This is a genomic window from Psychromonas sp. B3M02 (assembly GCF_003318165.1).
In the GTDB taxonomy this organism is placed as follows: Bacteria; Pseudomonadota; Gammaproteobacteria; order Enterobacterales; family Psychromonadaceae; genus Psychromonas.
On record NZ_QOCB01000034.1, the window covers coordinates 1 to 17,638 of the forward strand.

A 17,638-nucleotide genomic window follows, 5' to 3' on the forward strand; every position below is an offset into this window, starting at 1 on the left:
CAGATATAGGATATTGGTCACAATTTAATGATTTAACTTAATGATTATGTATGTAAATAACCTTACAAAAACACCATTAAAATCATTAACATAAAGCAAACCACCATGCTAAAAACATTATCTTTGAATGGATTTACTTCACTCTAAGTCAATCGCTTAGAATGAATAATCAATTTATTGCATTTAAATAATCTTTATAAACAGGATCAGACATTAGAGGCTGAGCATCATTTTTAATATAGATCGTTAATTATTCCTTATATTCAGTTTAAATTTACAATAATAAAGATAACAAAAAATAGTTTATAATATGCTTAACCCATGCTTAACTTTGTGCTTGTTAAGCTTACTAAGATAATAAGTATCATAACAATATACCCAATAGGATCTTCTTACCATGACTCTAAAACGCATTTATATAGCGACCTTACTAGGTTTATCAAGCCTAGCTGCTAATGCAGATACTTTAAAACAAGTTTACGAAGCCGCGAAACTAAAAGATCCTGTTATTTTAAAAAGCAAAGCTGAATATGACTTTTTTAAAGAGCAAGTAAATGAGTCAAAAGCAGACTTGTTGCCACAAATAGGGTTTGGGTTAGATGCAAACAGAGTACAATCAAGTCGAGATACTAGCCGATATAATTACTTCGGTGCAGGCTTTGATCTAACACAGTCGATTTACAATGGTACTTATTGGCAAAATGCAGATATTGCTGAAAAACAAGCAGTACAATATTCTGCGATTTATGGTTACGCAGCACAGAACTTAATTTACCGTGTTGCAGTTGCGTACTTTAATGTATTGAGTGCTGATGAGGCAGTAAAATCTATTGAAGCAAATAAGCGTGCTGTTCAACGTCAATTAGAGCAAACTCAGCAACGTTTTGATGTCGGTTTAATTGCTATCACAGACGTGCATGAAGCACAGGCCGAATACGACACAACGGTTGCCGATTTAATTATAGCCAAAAACACCTTAGCCAATAATTACTACCTATTACGTCAGTTAACTGGCGAAGATGTAAAACAAGTCACTTACCTTGATACTGAAAACTTCCAAGCAACACCATTGGAAGGTGACGTAAGCGTGTGGCGCAATAGAGCGATTGAACATAATTTAGAGCTTCACTCGATGCGTATCGCTAAAGAATTAGCAAAAATGAATATCGACTTAGCTGAAACCGGGCATGGTCCAACGATTGATTTCACATTAGATTTAGATTACGACGATTATAACTACGATGATTACGATTCAGGCTCTTATGCTGCAAAGTCTGCAACAGCTGGGTTAAGTCTAGATGTGCCGATTTACTCTGGCGGTTCAATTACATCACAGGTAAAACAAGCACAATACAGCTACGTCATGGCTAGCCAAGATTTAGTAGAAACCTTCCGTAGTACAGAAGTGAGTATTAGTAGTGGTTACAACAATGTTCAAGCATCTGTGAGTTCTATCAGTGCCTATGAGCAAAGTGTAATTTCATCACAAAGTGCATTAGATGCCGCCGAAGCAAGCTTTGAAGTAGGTACACGTACAATTGTTGATGTACTAGATGCAACAAATAGCTTATACGAGTCTGAGAACCTATTAGCTAATGCACGTTACGATTACATCATTAACATGTTACAGCTAAAACTATCAGCAGGTACATTAACTGAACAGGATCTATTTGATATTTCAGCAGGGTTATCAAAGCAAACTAACGAGATTAAAAAGACTGACACTAGCTCTTAATTAACAACTTAATAGATAAAAGGGAAGCAACTGCTTCCCTTTTTTATTGGCTGAACGCCCTAGCTTTAATGAGTCGTTAATTATGGCGAATAGCCTTAATTATTGCGAATAGTCTTAATTATTTCTGATGTAGAGCAGCCATCTTTAAATTGTAAAACGCGCACTTCACCACCATTAGCAATCACTTCTTCACCGCCGGCAATCTCTTCTGGTTTATAGTCACCACCTTTTACTAATAGATCAGGTAAAACTCCTGCTATCAAACGCTGTGGTGTATCTTCAGTAAACTCAACCACCCAGTCCACAGCACCTAAGCCCGCTAATACGGCCATGCGACGATCTGCAGGATTAACTGGTCGACCATCACCTTTTAAACGGCGTACAGATTGATCACTATTAACTGCAACAATAAGGCGTTCACCCTGCTCTCTTGCTGTATTCAAATAGGAAACATGACCGGCATGTAAAATATCAAAACAGCCATTTGTCATGACGACTTTTTCACCGCGATGTTGCGCTAATTTTACCGCTAACTTCAATTGCTCTTCAGACAGGACACCAAAACCAATCTCTTGCTGACTAAATACCGCATTAGCTAATTCAATAGTATTCACCGTTGAAGTACCAATCTTACCAACAACAACACCAGCGCCGGCATTCGCTAATGCACAGGCATCTTCAAAACTACTACCAGCAGCAATAGAAGCCGCTAAGACAGCAATAACCGTATCACCTGCACCAGTTACATCAAATACTTCTTGTGCTTGTGTAGGGAGATGGAAAGGTGCTTGATTCTCACGTATTAACGTCATGCCATGTTCACTTCGTGTTACTAGCATCGCTTCTAAATCTAGATCTTTTACCAATTGAGCGGCACGTTCAAATAACATTTGATCATTGTCACAGGTGCCAACCACAGCTTCAAACTCAGATAAATTTGGTGTTAATAAGGTAGCGCCACGGTACTTTTCAAAATCAGTCCCCTTTGGATCCACTAATATTGTTGCACCTTGCTGCTTGGCAATTTGAATCATTTTTTGTACGTCAGCCAGAGAGCCTTTGTTGTAATCAGAAAACACCACAACAGGATTTTTAGCACGCAATGCTTTGTTCATATTAGCGATCATAGGTGCGCTATCAACATCACTAAAAGAGGTTTCAAAATCCAGACGAATCAGTTGTTGATGACGGCTTAATACACGTAACTTGGTAATAGTTGGCGCACTGCTTACCGTAACAAAGTCGGTTTCAACGTGAACAGAGCTTAAGCTATCTTTAATTGCTTGAGCAGCTTCATCTGCGCCCACTAAACCAATGATATTTGACTTGGCGCCTAACGCGGCAATATTTAAGGCAACGTTAGCTGCACCACCCGGACGCTCTTCAACCTGTTTCACATTAACAACAGGAACAGGGGCTTCTGGAGAAATACGCGCTGCAGGACCATGCCAATAGCGATCTAACATTACATCGCCAACGACTAATACATTGGCTTTTTCATATTCAGGTAGGGTTATTTTCATTTTATTTATCTCTAAACCATATATCGGCTTAGATTATCACAGAGATCATCAAATCACATTTTCAAAACATCAAATTTGTAGGTAAATGGAGATTAATACTCAGGTAGGCGTCTAATAAATAAAAGTAATATACACATCATGGTGATCAACATAAGTTGTAAATGTGGTTTTCCTATTAATAGGGTAATTGAGATAAGGAAGCTAATAACCACACTCAAATAGATTGCAGGCTTACGCTCTTTATGAATTTTTTTATGTGTCTGCCAGTTTCTCAGGTCATTACCAATACCCGGTAAGTTTAATAACCATTGTTGAAACTTAGGAGAGCTTTTTGAAAAACAAAATAGCGCTAGTATAAAAAAAGGGGTGGCGGGCAAGAGCGGTAAAATAACACCTAACGCACCTAATATCGTCGATATTAGGCCAATGCTAAATAAGGTGTATTTTAATAAGATCGTTCTCATTCCCACTCCCAGTAGGTATTCATATTCATGTTTTCAGCCTAGCGAATTAACTATTAAAAAAATAATAGAATAAAAACAATTGGTTGCAAGCTCCGCCAAGTGAAAACTATCCATTAAGTATTATAATGTTCGCTGAATAGAAACATCTTAATTCACATAATAAAAGCTTGTATTACGCTAAAGAATTAAAGCAAAAAAAAAGGCCTGCATCAGCAGACCTTTTTATTATAGCAATTTGCAACTTACATGTTTCAGCTTATTTTATTAAGCTAAAACTATGAAATTACTTACCTAGCTTCTCTTTAATACGAGCAGCTTTACCAGTAAGTTCACGTAAGTAGTAAAGTTTAGCTTGGCGAACCAGACCGCGACGTTTAACTTCAACGCTTCCTACAAGTGGGCTGTGAGTTTGGAATACACGCTCAACACCTTCACCGCTCGAGATTTTACGAACTGTGAATGCTGAATGTAAACCACGGTTACGCTTAGCAATAACAACACCTTCAAATGCTTGAAGACGCTCTTTTTCACCTTCTTTTACGCGAACACGTACAACAACAGTATCACCTTGAGAGAACTCAGGGATATCTGTACGAAGTTGTTCGTTTTCAATTGCTTCTATAATCTTGCTCATTTTTATACCTTTTTATGCCTAGTTAACTAATAACATCGCTGTCTAGTTGGAGCTACTGTCCAGAGCAGCAAGCAATTTTGCTTGCTCGTCAGTCAGAGCTAGGTTTTGTAATAAATCGGGTCTTCTTTGTTTCGTGCGTTGTAATGATTGAGTTAATCGCCATTGACGAATCTTCTCGTGATCACCACTCAATAAAACACTTGGCACTTGTTTTCCATCTAACACCTCGGGTCTTGTGTAGTGAGGACAGTCCAACAAGCCATCCGCAAAGGAGTCTTGTTCAGCTGATTGACTATGACCTAGTACACCCGGTACAAAACGTACCACAGCATCCATTAAAATCATCGCCGGTAGCTCACCACCGCTTAACACATAATCACCAACAGACCATTCTTCGTCTATTAAGCTTTCGATTATGCGTTCGTCTATCCCTTCGTAGCGCCCTGCCACTAATATCAAAGCATCAGAGCTTGATAGTGACTGTGCACCTTGATGGTCTAAACGTCGACCTTGAGGAGAAAGGTAAATCACCTTTGCCTCATGCCCTGCTTCTCTTGCACTCTGTTTTGCTGCGTTGATCGCATCCCGCAAAGGTTGCACCATCATCAACATACCAGGTCCACCACCATAGGGACGATCATCGACCGTTCTATGTTTATCTAATGTAAAATCACGAGGATTCCAACATTCGATAGAGATCAGGTTATTTTTAATCGCTCGACCTGTTACCCCATTTTCGCTAATGGCCCGAAACATGTCCGGGAAGAGGCTAATAACCCCTAACCACATAACTTTTCTCCTAGGGTAATTAGAAATCAGGTTCCCAATTAACAGTAATTAGTTGGCCTGCAATATCAACATTGGATATTACTTGCTCTTCGATGAACGGAATTAACCGCTCTTTTTGCCCAAAAGCATCATTCGAGTTGGCTTTTACAACAAGTACATCATTTGAACCTGTTTCCATCAAATCGGTGACAACACCAAGATGATAACCTTTGTCAGTTTTAACCTGACACCCGACCAAATCTCGCCAGTAAAAGTCAGCTTCCAATTCAGGAAGACTTGATGGATTCACTAAAAGCTCAATACCAACTAAGGCTTGTACTTCTTCACGAACATCATAACCATCTACTTTTGCAACAAAACCTTTATTGTGGCGTTTCCAATCAGTAATAATTACTTCTTGAACTCCACCAGCAGATTTCATTAACAATGGTTTGTATTGAAAAATACTTTCCGGATCATCGGTGTAGGAGTGGACTTTTAACCAGCCTTTGATGCCGTAAACCGCACCAAACTTGCCTATCTCTATTGGTTGTGCTTTATCGCTCACCGAATATCCCCTTCACCTAACTGCAATTAAGCAGCTACTTCGTTATCTTTTACTAATTTAGCTACACGATCACTTAGCTGTGCGCCAAGACCAACCCAATGGTTGATGCGATCTGTATCTAAACGTAATTTTTCTGATTGACCTTGTGCTGTTGGGTTAAAGAAACCAACTTTTTCAAGGAAACGGCCGTCACGTGGGCTACGGCTATCAGTTACTACCACTTGGTAGAATGGGCGTTTTTTAGCGCCACCACGAGCTAAACGAATAGTTACCATATCGTCCTCTTTATATTGTTAAACGTCGAAAGTCAGTGAATTCTGACCACCTGCTTCTGTAGAAAGCCGCAAAATTATACTCTTATTTGAGAAAAGAACAATCAAAATCACAATTTACAAAGAGTACTTAAGACTAAAAAAACAAAAAGCCCCGTTGAATCGCTTCCAACGGGGCTTTTAGAGTGCTTTAACTAAGCGTTATAGGTACTTATTTTTTACGGAAACCGCCTAAACCAGGAGGCATTTTCATGCCACCAGGCATACCGCCACCCATTCCAGGCATACCACCGCCCATGCCGCCCATCATTCCTTGCATTCCGCCCATCATTTTACGCATCCCACCTTTGCCAGACATCTTTTTCATCATCTTCTGCATTTGCGTAAACTGCTTAAGTAACTTGTTTACATCTTGAATTTGCGTACCTGAACCTGCTGCAATACGGCGCTTACGGCCACCTTTAATGATTTCAGGTTTAGCACGCTCTTTTTTAGTCATTGAGTTAATGATCGCTTCCATTTGATTAGTTGCTTTATCGTTCACTTGACTCTTCATTGCATCAGGTACATTCGACATACCAGGTAGTTTATCCATCATGCCCATCATGCCGCCCATGCTTTTCATTTGCACTAACTGGTCACGGAAGTCTTCTAGATCAAAACCTTTACCTTTTTGTACTTTGCTCGCTAATTTCGCAGCTTTATCTTTATCGACTTTAGTTTCAAGTTCTTCGATTAATGAAAGAACATCACCCATGCCTAGGATACGAGAAGCAATACGATCTGGATAGAACGGTTCTAGTGCATCAATCTTCTCCCCCATACCGATAAACTTAATAGGCTTACCAGTAATATGACGAATAGATAAAGCAGCACCACCACGTGCATCACCATCAGCTTTGGTTAAGATAACCCCTGTTAGTGGTAAAGCTTCGTTAAACGCTTGTGCTGTATTTGCAGCATCCTGACCAGTCATGGCATCAACGACAAACAAGGTTTCAACAGGATTAATAGCTTGATGAAGATCTTTGATTTCATCCATCATTTCGCCATCAACGTGCAAACGACCCGCCGTATCAACAATCACTACATCAATAAATTTCTTTTTCGCATGTGCAATAGCGGCATTTGCAATATCAATAGGCTTTTGTGTGATATCACTTGGGAAGAACTCAACATCAACTTCAGATGCTAAGGTTTCCAACTGTTTAATCGCCGCTGGGCGGTAAACATCGGCACTTACTACTAAAACAGATTTTTTTTCTTTGTTTTTTAGTAATAATGAAAGCTTTGCAACAGAGGTGGTTTTACCCGCACCTTGTAAACCGGCCATTAATAAGACTGCTGGCGGTTGAGTCGCTAGATTTAAGTTTTCATTAACTTCGCCCATTGCAGATTCAAGCTCGCTTTGTACGATCTTGATAAACGCCTGCCCTGGATTTAGTGTTTTAGTGACTTCTCTACCGATAGCACGTTTTTTAACTGCTTGAATAAAATCACGAACAACAGGCAATGCTACATCCGCTTCTAACAGTGCCATTCGCACTTCGCGTAATGTACCTTTGATATTATCTTCTGTTAATCGACCTTTGCCGCTGATATTTTTCAGCGTTTTCGACAATCTGTCCGTTAAGTTCTCAAACATGTTTATGACTCATTGCTATTAATTATTAGGATTCTTTTATTATACCCGTTATCACCCAAGGTGCAAAATAAGAACAGTCATTGGAATTGTTTAGTTGAAGCTCACCCCTAATGCCGTTACCCTTTATGATTTAGCACATTTAGCGATTTTGATGTGGCAGTCATATAAACACCTAAATGATAATAGTTATAATTGCTTTTATAACGAATGAAAAATACTATTAACTTCTCATCTGTTTAATAAAGCTTATAATGTGAGCCTTAAACAGTTTCACTTTACGATAATAGGTACAACAACATATGGATCTACTGGCAATTATAAGCATTGTTTTTTATGTCCTCAGTGGCGTATTAGCTAGCCGACAGCTTTTTTCATGTAATCCTAACCCTACTTTCAGCATGCCAATGATAAGCCTCTCTAGTATTGCTTTATTAACGCATGCAGTGTGGTTATACCAACATATCTTCTTGGTTAACGGGCAAAACCTCCCTATCTTAAATGTTTTATCATTAGCGACTTTTGTCATTGCCCTTCTCTCTTTTGCTATGAGTAAAAAGGTTAACACCGGAGTGCTATTGCCGGTTGTTTATGGGTTTAACGCGATTAACTTTATTGTCGTGATGTTTTTACCTAGCCATTACATCACCCATTTAGAGAATCATCCTCAACTTGGGATACATATTATATTAGCGATATTAGCTTATGCGATCATGACTATTGCCAGTTTATTTGCCCTGCAGTTAGCTTATGTGGATCATCGCTTAAAAAAGCATAAAACACTATTATGCAAAGTAAATCTTCCACCATTAATGACGTTAGAAAAAAGCTTATTCCAACTTATTTTCATTGGTTTTATTTTGTTAACCGGCACCTTACTCACAGGCTTTATCTTCATAGAGGATATGTTTGAATCTGAGAATGGCCATAAAGCACTATTAACCATGATCGCTTGGGTTGTTTATGCGGTGTTATTATGGGGTCGCTATAAGAATGGCTGGCGTGGACGTTTAGTCATTTACATTACTATTGCCGGTTCTTCATTATTAACACTCGCTTATTTCGGTAGTCGAATAGTACGAGAAATTATTCTTTAACAATCAAGAGAAAGCAGCATTTACTCAATATTGCTGCTTTCTCAATTATCTAATGCCTTTTTACTTAATTAAAACCAGCCTCTCTACAGCTTTGTTCAAGTACCTGATTACTGTTCCCCTGAATCTTACTAATACGCCTTGCTCGTTCGCATTCCCAGGCATCAACAGGATACGTTTTATTCCAAGCATTCATTAATTGGCGCTGCTGATTACTCATTTTATAATGAGTATATAACCCATCCATATATAAATAAGTACGCGCAATAATGCCTCGGCTTGCTTCTGGAGGCTCCGCTTTACTGTTTACAATTTTCATTTTACAGCTACCAAAACTACTACTTTCAACATCACCTAACATAACAAAGTTATAGTTACGACGGCTTGCATTCACAGAACCAATCGCGGGATATAAGTTATACATATCAGCTTGCATATAACGATATTCTTCATTGGCTTTTTCAGCACAACGGCGTCCTTTGTAGCTTTTACCTTTACTGGTAACACAAACAGCAGCGCCATTACGCCATTCGCTAAAGTTACGCCCAAAGTTCTCAGCGGGAACAATATGTTCCCATTCGATACGTTTAGCTCTCTTCTGATATTTATCACTTTCGAATCCATTCGGCGGGATAATATTCTTTTGGCTATCAAATTCAGCATCACAATAAACCGTATGGCGATCTTGAGAAGTTAAATAGATCTCTTTTTCCAATTTCTTCTTGGCACTGGAAAAAGACTGTATTTGTGTATTTTCTGCGTGGAGTGATAAAGAGAGTGGCAACAGTGATAAAATAATAAAAGTTTTGATAGTTATATTCCCTTATAAAAAAAGGGCATATTATCTACTATAAAGCGCCTAAAAAACAAGCAATTAAGAAAGCAAACAAGGAATTAATTTAACCTTAATAATCTGTACAAAAAACCTTCTAACCTGCAGGAGGTAATGATCCTTTTTCAATATAAAAAATCAGCCAAATCCTCTTCTTTAATCAAACTTATCAAAGTCTTTTATGGTTTCTATCTAAAATTTATTATTAATCTTCATTTTTCGAAAATCTACTTTGTTATATCGGTGTTTCTTCGCTAATATCGAGGTTATTCATGTTTATTTTTTAAAGCAACCATAGAGACAACTTTTGAACGATATACCTACAAGTGCACTATTTATTAGCTTAGTCATTTTAATCATCATTTCAGCTTATTTCTCAAGCTCAGAAACCAGTATGATGTCTTTAAATCGTTATCGCTTACGTCACTTAGCCGAAGATAAAAATAAGACAGCAGTACGTGTTGAAATGTTATTAAACAAGCCAGATAAACTCATTGGACTGATCCTAATCGGCAATAACTTGGTAAATATTTTAGCCTCAGCAATTGCCACTATTATTGGGCAACGTTTATTTGGTGATGCAGGTATTGCTATCGCAACAGGTGTATTAACTTTCGTGATACTTATATTTGCTGAAGTAACACCAAAAACGTTAGCCGTCTTGTACCCTGAAAAAATAGCATTCCCAAGTTCGCTGTTACTCGCTCCATTACAAAAATTACTCAGTCCATTTGTTTGGTGTATTAATGGTATCTCTAACGGCCTGTTACGCATATTTGGCATTAATGTTAACGAACAAAGCGATCATGCGCTTTCTAGTGATGAGTTAAGATCAGTAGTGAATGAAGCGGGTTCGATGATCCCAGAGCACCATCAACAAATGTTATTAAGTATTTTAGAGCTGGAAAAAGTCACTGTTGATGAAATTATGGTGCCACGAAATGAAATTGCGGCCATTGATATCAACCAAGATTGGGAAACTATTTTAAAGCAACTTAAGCATCGCACACACACAATGACCTTGTTATATCGCGATACGATTGATGAGGCGATTGGTTTTTTACATGCACGTGATTCCTTACTTAACTTCTTAAAAGAAGACTTCTCTAAGACCACCTTATTGAGAAGTGTGCGTGAGTTATACTTTATTCCCGAAGGCACTCCACTCAATACGCAGTTGATCAAATTCCAGCAAAACAAAGAACGTATGGGTTTGGTTGTCGACGAATACGGTGATATTCAAGGCCTAGTGACCTTAGCTGATATTCTAGAAGAAATTGTGGGTGACTTTACCACCACACATGAGCCACACAGCTCTGAAGAGATACATAAGCAACAAGACGATAGCTATATTATTGAAGGTAGTATTGGTATCCGAGATCTTAATAAAGAGATGGGCTGGTCATTACCTACCGATGGCCCCCGCACATTAAATGGATTAATTTTAGAGCACTTAGAAACTATCCCTACTTCTGCTGTCAGTACCCGCATTTGTGGTTACCCAATGGAGATCATGGAAGTAGAAAATAATATGGTTAAATTAGTTAAAATTCTACCTGCACTATATACAGAAGAAACGGTTTAAATCGCTAAGCGAATTTAAAAAATCGATGACATCATATCTAGTCATTTAAGATTCACGGCTAGATATGTTGACATCTCTTTTAATAACGAACACCTCCCGTACCACACTCCATAACAACAACTCCTTTATCAGCTCAATCAATAGCTGTGATATCCCCTGCTTGGTTTTATATGACCTACCAACATAAAACTCATTATCAATATTCCTGATATTGATAATAAAAACTATCAAATATTCTTCTTAAGCTAATCGTCGTATTGTTTTTAAAGCGAATCTACAACGCTAATTAAACATTTTCTTTACACATACTTCGGAGGCTTAGTGATTGAATATGAATCATCCCACTAGCAGCATAAATGAAAGTACCATCAAACAAATGCCATTCGCCTCGCCTTTATTAGAGGTGAGCCAGTATGGATTACATAAGATTAATAAAAGTATTCGGCACTCTTTTGGCTTATCAGTATTTGCCGGAATATTCATTGCCATCGCTTTTGTTTTTTACGTTACCGTCACAACCGGATCAGATGCCTCATCCTGGGGATTAACTAGATTAGCAGGCGGTATTGCTTTTAGTCTTGGTCTGATCTTAGTGGTTGTCTGCGGTGCAGAACTTTTTACTAGCACCTTACTCAGTAGCGTTGCCTGGGCACAAGGTAAGCTCAACAGTAAACAGCTATTAGCTTGTTGGGGACGCGTTTATATCGGCAACTTTGTTGGTGCGATGTTAATCCTGCTATTAGTTGTTGGTGGGAAAATGTATCTACTCGATGGAGGTCAGTGGGGATTAAGTGTCCTCAAGCTTGCCCAGCATAAAATTCATCATACTTGGTTAGAAGCTTTCTCATTAGGTGTTTTATGTAACCTATTGGTTTGTTTAGGCATTTGGATGACATTTAGCAGCAAAGATATGCTCACTAAATCGTTACTACTGATATTACCTGTTGCCATGTTTGTAAGCAGTGGCTTTGAACATAGCATCGCCAATTTATTCATGGTGCCTTTGGGTATTGTTTTACAAAATACCGTATCACCTGAATACCTCCTATCTCTAGGATATAACGCCAATAGCTTCGCAGACTTAACAGTGAGCCATTTTATTACCAGCAATCTAATCCCAGTGACACTCGGCAATATAGTCGGAGGAGGAGTGATGGTTGGGTTAGGGTACTGGTTTATTTATGACGCAACACCAACCCCTTTAACCCCCACAGATACTTCAACAACAACACATAAAGCAAATATATATACAGCTACATCAGCAGCTATTCACCTTCCATCACAAGGAGTTTCAATCATGAAAAATTCATCACTTACACAATTAACCGTAGCCCAACTTATGGACACACAAGCAGTAACGTTAACTGCGCAACAAAGTGCCACAGCCGCGCTACTTCAATTATCAACACATAAGGTACGTGGCGCTGTGGTTGTTAATGCAGACAATAACTTAGTAGGTTTTGTCTCGGAGCAGGATTTATTACGCTCATGGTGGGCTAACGATTTTGAACTAGACAGTGAATTAACGGTAAACGATGTAATGCAAACAGAAGTACTCAGTGTGACACCGGAGCAAAGCGTGTCAGAACTGATTGAGTTTATGACTGTAGATAAAACGATCCTTTACCCAGTCAGTGACTCAGGTGTATTACTCTCTAGCCAATATCTAGACTATCAACAACGCCTTAACAAAGCAGCCGCTAAACGCCCTTCTATCTACCCAGTAATAGAAAATGATAAAGTCGTTGCAACGATTAGCCGCCAACATATCACCGACTATTTATTAAGTGACTTAACACCAGACACTAAGCAAACGGAACCAGCGACACAGCATTCGCACCAAGCAGCTTAACGCTTTATATCTAGCTGAATAACATAAGGTTAATCATAAAAATGCTTAACCTTATTTTTTTTTGCGTCGCGCACTAATCTTTTTGCCTCGGTCATCACGCACTCTTTTAAAGGGTTATCCCCTAGCTCATTTAACCAGACAAAGGATAAACTACGTTGCATATTCAAATCCGGCGTATCTAAAATAACCAACTCCCCACTAGCGACTTCTTGATGAACATCCAATAACGGCAAGCATCCCAAATACACACCATTTTTGACTAACTCCTTGATCACAGCAACACTTTCATATTCCTTCCACACGTCTAGCTGTTCTATTAATCCATAAACTGCACTTTCAAAGATCCTTCTTGTGCCAGAGCCGTGTTCTCGTAATATCCAACGAGCTTGCTCCAAACGTGCTAAATTCACTTTTTGATCGTTTGCATAAGGGTGATAAGGGTTAGTGAAAACCACTAGATGATCATCTACGATTGCTTCTTGCATTACCCTGCTATCATCATTTCTTGCTTCAATAATGCCTAATTCAAACTCATGATTTAATAACCCTCGAATCACCTCTTCACTGTTCTTAACCGTTAGCTCAATACGTAATTCGGGGAAGTCACTATCAATATTGCTGATTAAACGTGGTAAGAGGTGCTTAGCAGGTGTTTGGCTTGCACATAATGACAAAGAACCGCTAATCAAATTCTGATCCTTTAAACCTTGTTCGATTTGTTCTGCGTTTTGAATGAGTTTTCTAGCTTGTGGCCTTAGCCAACGTCCCCAATGGCTTAAGGTTAAGCGGTTTCCATGACGAATAAACAAAGGCCTATCCAATAGGTTTTCTAATTGAGCTAAAGACATGCTAACAGCAGATTGTGTCATGCATAACTCATCGGCAGCCCTACTGACCCCTTGGTTACTGGCGATGGCATTAAAAACTTGCAGTTGTTTCAATGTGTATTTCATAGTGTTTCATAGCTAGTTGATTTGCTATCAATGTAAACTATCAATTATTTTGATACTTGATATGAAACAAGTAACTGAATATTAGGTGATTAAATAAGGAAGATAGGAGGTTGTTTTTACTAACAATAAAAAGGCTGCAAAGCAGCCTTTTAGAACAATAAACGGTTAATCTGTAGAATTACAGAGCTTGTAATTGCGCTTCTGATAAAGAGATATCATCATTTTTATTTACACCAATACCCGCATCGATAATTGCTTGAGCAATTTCTTTTGCTTCTTCAAGCGAGTGCATTGCATAGGTACCACATTGGTATTCGTTTAACTCTGGGATCTCGTTTTGATCAGCAACGTTTAATACGTCTTGCATTGCTGCTAACCAAGCCTTACCCACTTGATCTTCTGTTGGCGCGCCAATAAGGCTCATGTAAAAACCGGTACGACACCCCATTGGTGAGATATCAATAATCTCTACTTTATCGCTGTTTAGGTGATCACGCATAAATCCAGCATAAAGATGCTCAAGTGTATGAATACCCTTCTCTGATAAAATATCCTTATTAGGTGCGGTAAAGCGTAAATCAAATACAGTAATTGTATCTTTGCTTGGCGTTTGCATTGTTTTAGCAATACGCACAGCTGGTGCTTTCATGATCGTATGATCAACGGTAAAGCTATCTAATAATGGCATGGTCTTTCCTTTTTACTAAGTTAGGTGTTTTAATCGTGTTCAGCTCGTTATGTGAAAAATAAACGCCATAACCAACTTGAATCTAAATTTTCCTGGCAACCTCTTAACTGTGTTGCATAACGCTTGGAACGTGCATTCACTTGTTTTGATACATTAATCAACCAAGCCTTCTGGTTATAGGTTTTATTTTTATAACCTGTCCAGCCCTCATGATAATTCAAATACTGGTTATATGCATCCCACTTTGAAATACCATTTATTTTATGGGTCTTATAAGTAAACCACCCCATGAAGTCGATGGCATCATCAAAGTCATCACGATCTGACCAACTATTGCCTGATTCTCTCTGATAATCGCCCCAAGCCGCATCGCGAGCTTGAGCATAACCATAGGCATCACTAACTCGGCCAATGGGGATAAACCAAAAATACTCCATCGGTGGAGCAGCATCATGTTTAAAACTACTTTCTTGATACATCATGGCCATCGGCACATGAATAGGCGTACCCCAACGTTCATTCATCTCTTTTGAAGCTGTGTACCAATCACGGTACTCAAAAAAGATATCACAAATATTTTCAGGGTTTTCTGGTGGAGCAGTAGAACAAGCCATTAATGATAATGGGAAAAGTAACAGACTTAATTTTTTAACTAAATACATCTGATTTGATTTCCTATTTACTGGCAAGGTACTCATTATAAGATGACGTTACAGGTTATTAAATAAACCAATCATAAAATGATGCGATGCAACACTATCAATAAAGTCGAAGTCGAAGTAGATAAGTCTCCTTATCTACTCCATTATTAATGATTATGCTTTATTTGCGTTAGCAAAGTAATTGGCTAAAAAGTCAGGGAAAGATAATGTATCTGCATCTTCAATTTGCTTTTGCTTAACGATAGATTCTTGCTTCTGCTCAGCAAACACTTGCTCAGACCAAACAGCATAAGGTTGCTCTGTAAGCTCTGTTTTGTATTGCTTACTTAACTGTAACGCTAATGAACCATTATCGCCTTGCGTCTGTTTAATGCGCTCTAAAATACGTGCTGAACTTGTCAACTCTGGGTGACTAAAGCGAGGACTAATATGCTGCATTGCATTTTGGTAGCAATCATCATCATTATTTTTATCTAATACAATCGCCATTTCCATTAGTTGCGAATTTAACCATTCACCCCAACCTGCCACATCAAATGTTTGCTCTGCGATGGTTAATGTTAATTCAGGATCACGGCCTCTAGTCACGACGTCGTTAAAGTTACTCGCGCAGGCTTTGTATTCTTCTTGAGATAACTCAGGAGACGCGACACTTGCACACCAAGTTAAGAACAAATCTAAGAAATGTACTTGTTCCTTGGTGATGCCTAACTTACAGAATGGGTTAACGTCTAATGAACGAATCTCAATGTATTCAATGCCACGAGCTTTAAGTGCTTGAGAGGGAGTTTCATTGCCAGTCTGTACGCGTTTTGCACGAATCGATGCATATAACTCATTCTCAATTTGCAGCACATTGTCATTTAGTTGTAAGTACTCACCATCTTTGACAACCCCCATTTCAGTGAAGCTAGGGTCCTTCATTGATAGCGCTTTACGTACACTCGTTAGGTAATTATCTAAATTGTTGTAACAAATATTCAAACCAGACTGCGAGCTGTTGGTATAGCCTAAATCACTTAAACGTAATGAAGTCCCGTAAGGTAAGTAGATAGTCCCTTTACCCGTATTTTCAAAAGATAATGTAGTCTCTTTCCCTTGCAGAAAAGACTTACAAATTGCAGGTGAAGCGCCAAATAAATAAGGGATAACCCAGCCATAGCGTAAGTAATTTCGAATCAGCCCCATGTAACCTGCTGATTGTGCAGCTTGTCCTGTTAATGGAGAGTTATGTAGTTCAGGCCACACATCCCAAAAATCACTTGGCAATGAGAAATTATAATGCACGCCAGAAATAATCTGCATCATACTACCGTAGCGATTTTTCAAACCTTGGCGATAAGTGGTTTTCATTCGACCAATATTAGAGGTGCCAAACTGCGCTAATTCAACGTGATCTTCAGTTTGTACATAACAAGGCATACTCATTGGCCATAAGTATTGCTCGCTAGGTAAATTTACAGCCACATGGTGGTGAATATCATTTAAGTAATCAAAAAGCTGCTCTACGTCCTTAGCAACAGGCGTAATAAACTCTAATAAGCTTTCAGCAAAATCAGTAGTGATCGAGTCATGCGTTAATGCGCAACCATAAGCACTTGGGTGCTTCTCCTGAGATAATTTTCCGTCTTCATTTACACGTAATGTTTCGCGCTCTATACCGCGACCAAATTCAGTGAGACTGTTAGAGTATTTGCTGAGGATAGTGATACGCTGTTGAAAATTGTTAGACAAAAGTTAGCCCCTGAGTAATTTTTAGAGCGCTAACTTTACCACCGAACTTCATTGAACTAAATAAGGATTTTCTGAAAGTCGCCAGTAAAAGCAAGAACATGAACATTTGTTCCAATGGCCCCCCTATTTATTGGCTTCTTTGCATTATTTCACACCTGTAAAAGAGTATTTATAATGCTGAAAAATGCTATTCATTATTAAAAAATAAACAACCACATCAAAAACAGATAGCGAATGCTTTTACTAAGTACAATATTTAAGAAAGCAGTCGCACGTGCTAGCCTCAACCAACCAGCAAATAAACAGATAACATCACCAATAACCGGCAACCAACTTAACAGTAAAACAAGGTTTCCCCACTTCTTACAAAAAGCTAAGGTTTTAGGGTATTTTAATGCCGCTTTTTCTTGACCCCAAGAGAAGTAATAACCTAATAAGTAAGTGGTTACTGCGCCTAAACTATTTCCAAAGGTTACCGCTAAGAAATATCCCCACTTTAAACTCAACTGTTGTTTTAGATAATAAACAAACAACACTTCTGAACCACCAGGAAATAATGTCGACGAGATAAAACCACTGCTAAATAACAGCCAGTAATCGCTCATTACCGAACTCCAATTAATTAAACATAA

Annotated in this window: 17 protein-coding genes; 4 read left to right on the top strand and 13 right to left on the bottom strand. The window is 38.6% G+C overall.

What is annotated here, in order from left to right:
* Positions 1-397 precede the first annotated feature (397 nt).
* Positions 398-1,735 (top strand): TolC family outer membrane protein, encoded by a 1,338-nt coding sequence (locus DS885_RS04935; protein WP_113818294.1) that lies wholly within the window; start codon positions 398-400, stop codon positions 1,733-1,735.
* Between the two features lie 95 nt (positions 1,736-1,830).
* Here the strand turns inward: DS885_RS04935 and hldE are convergent, their stop codons facing one another.
* The 7 genes from hldE to ffh all read right to left on the bottom strand — a co-directional run bounded on the left by hldE (position 1,831) and on the right by ffh (position 7,609).
* Positions 1,831-3,258 (bottom strand): bifunctional D-glycero-beta-D-manno-heptose-7-phosphate kinase/D-glycero-beta-D-manno-heptose 1-phosphate adenylyltransferase HldE, encoded by a 1,428-nt coding sequence (gene hldE / locus DS885_RS04940; RefSeq protein ID WP_113818295.1) that lies wholly within the window; start codon positions 3,256-3,258, stop codon positions 1,831-1,833.
* A 92-nt stretch (positions 3,259-3,350) separates the two neighbouring features.
* Entirely contained in the window at positions 3,351-3,722 is a 372-nt protein-coding gene (locus DS885_RS04945; protein ID WP_113818296.1) for a YbaN family protein, read from the bottom strand.
* Positions 3,723-4,005: 283 nt separating this feature from the next.
* On the bottom strand, positions 4,006-4,356 hold the full coding sequence (gene rplS, locus DS885_RS04950) for a 50S ribosomal protein L19 (protein ID WP_113818297.1): 351 nt from the start codon (positions 4,354-4,356) through the stop codon (positions 4,006-4,008).
* A 42-nt stretch (positions 4,357-4,398) separates the two neighbouring features.
* Complete coding sequence (gene trmD / locus DS885_RS04955; protein WP_113818298.1) at positions 4,399-5,145, bottom strand: tRNA (guanosine(37)-N1)-methyltransferase TrmD; 747 nt, start codon at positions 5,143-5,145, stop codon at positions 4,399-4,401.
* Between the two features lie 19 nt (positions 5,146-5,164).
* Positions 5,165-5,692 carry a ribosome maturation factor RimM gene (rimM, locus tag DS885_RS04960; protein ID WP_113818299.1) on the bottom strand — a complete coding sequence of 176 codons (528 nt, stop codon included), beginning with the start codon at positions 5,690-5,692 and terminating at the stop codon, positions 5,165-5,167.
* A gap of 26 nt (positions 5,693-5,718) precedes the next feature.
* Complete coding sequence (rpsP, locus tag DS885_RS04965) at positions 5,719-5,967, bottom strand: 30S ribosomal protein S16 (protein WP_113818300.1); 249 nt, start codon at positions 5,965-5,967, stop codon at positions 5,719-5,721.
* Positions 5,968-6,175: 208 nt separating this feature from the next.
* Positions 6,176-7,609, bottom strand: a complete 1,434-nt coding sequence (ffh, locus tag DS885_RS04970; RefSeq protein WP_113818301.1) for a signal recognition particle protein — start codon at positions 7,607-7,609, stop codon at positions 6,176-6,178.
* A 299-nt stretch (positions 7,610-7,908) separates the two neighbouring features.
* Here ffh and DS885_RS04975 point away from each other — a divergent pair, with 299 nt between their 5' ends.
* Positions 7,909-8,703 (top strand): cytochrome C assembly family protein, encoded by a 795-nt coding sequence (locus tag DS885_RS04975; RefSeq protein ID WP_113818302.1) that lies wholly within the window; start codon positions 7,909-7,911, stop codon positions 8,701-8,703.
* Between the two features lie 64 nt (positions 8,704-8,767).
* On the opposite strand, the gene DS885_RS04980 is transcribed toward DS885_RS04975, so the two are convergent.
* The gene (locus DS885_RS04980) at positions 8,768-9,511 is read right to left on the bottom strand and encodes an endonuclease (protein ID WP_220149645.1); all 744 of its coding nucleotides are present in this window, start codon (positions 9,509-9,511) and stop codon (positions 8,768-8,770) included.
* A gap of 328 nt (positions 9,512-9,839) precedes the next feature.
* Here DS885_RS04980 and DS885_RS04985 point away from each other — a divergent pair, with 328 nt between their 5' ends.
* Both DS885_RS04985 and focA read left to right on the top strand, forming a co-directional pair.
* Positions 9,840-11,117, top strand: a complete 1,278-nt coding sequence (locus DS885_RS04985; protein WP_113818304.1) for an HlyC/CorC family transporter — start codon at positions 9,840-9,842, stop codon at positions 11,115-11,117.
* Positions 11,118-11,448: 331 nt separating this feature from the next.
* Positions 11,449-12,969 carry a formate transporter FocA gene (gene focA, locus DS885_RS04990; protein ID WP_113818305.1) on the top strand — a complete coding sequence of 507 codons (1,521 nt, stop codon included), beginning with the start codon at positions 11,449-11,451 and terminating at the stop codon, positions 12,967-12,969.
* 29 nt (positions 12,970-12,998) lie between these two features.
* Here the strand turns inward: focA and DS885_RS04995 are convergent, their stop codons facing one another.
* The 5 genes from DS885_RS04995 to DS885_RS05015 form a co-directional block, all read right to left on the bottom strand.
* Complete coding sequence (locus DS885_RS04995; RefSeq protein WP_113818306.1) at positions 12,999-13,922, bottom strand: LysR substrate-binding domain-containing protein; 924 nt, start codon at positions 13,920-13,922, stop codon at positions 12,999-13,001.
* A gap of 178 nt (positions 13,923-14,100) precedes the next feature.
* A complete protein-coding gene (luxS, locus tag DS885_RS05000) occupies positions 14,101-14,610 on the bottom strand; it encodes an S-ribosylhomocysteine lyase (RefSeq protein ID WP_113818307.1) in 510 nt (169 codons plus the stop codon).
* Between the two features lie 47 nt (positions 14,611-14,657).
* Positions 14,658-15,272 (bottom strand): transglycosylase SLT domain-containing protein, encoded by a 615-nt coding sequence (locus DS885_RS05005; protein ID WP_113818308.1) that lies wholly within the window; start codon positions 15,270-15,272, stop codon positions 14,658-14,660.
* A gap of 153 nt (positions 15,273-15,425) precedes the next feature.
* Entirely contained in the window at positions 15,426-17,006 is a 1,581-nt protein-coding gene (gene gshA, locus DS885_RS05010) for a glutamate--cysteine ligase (RefSeq protein ID WP_113818309.1), read from the bottom strand.
* A gap of 197 nt (positions 17,007-17,203) precedes the next feature.
* Positions 17,204-17,611: a YqaA family protein gene (locus tag DS885_RS05015; RefSeq protein ID WP_113818310.1), complete on the bottom strand. Its 408-nt coding sequence runs from the start codon at positions 17,609-17,611 to the stop codon at positions 17,204-17,206.
* Positions 17,612-17,638 lie beyond the last annotated feature (27 nt).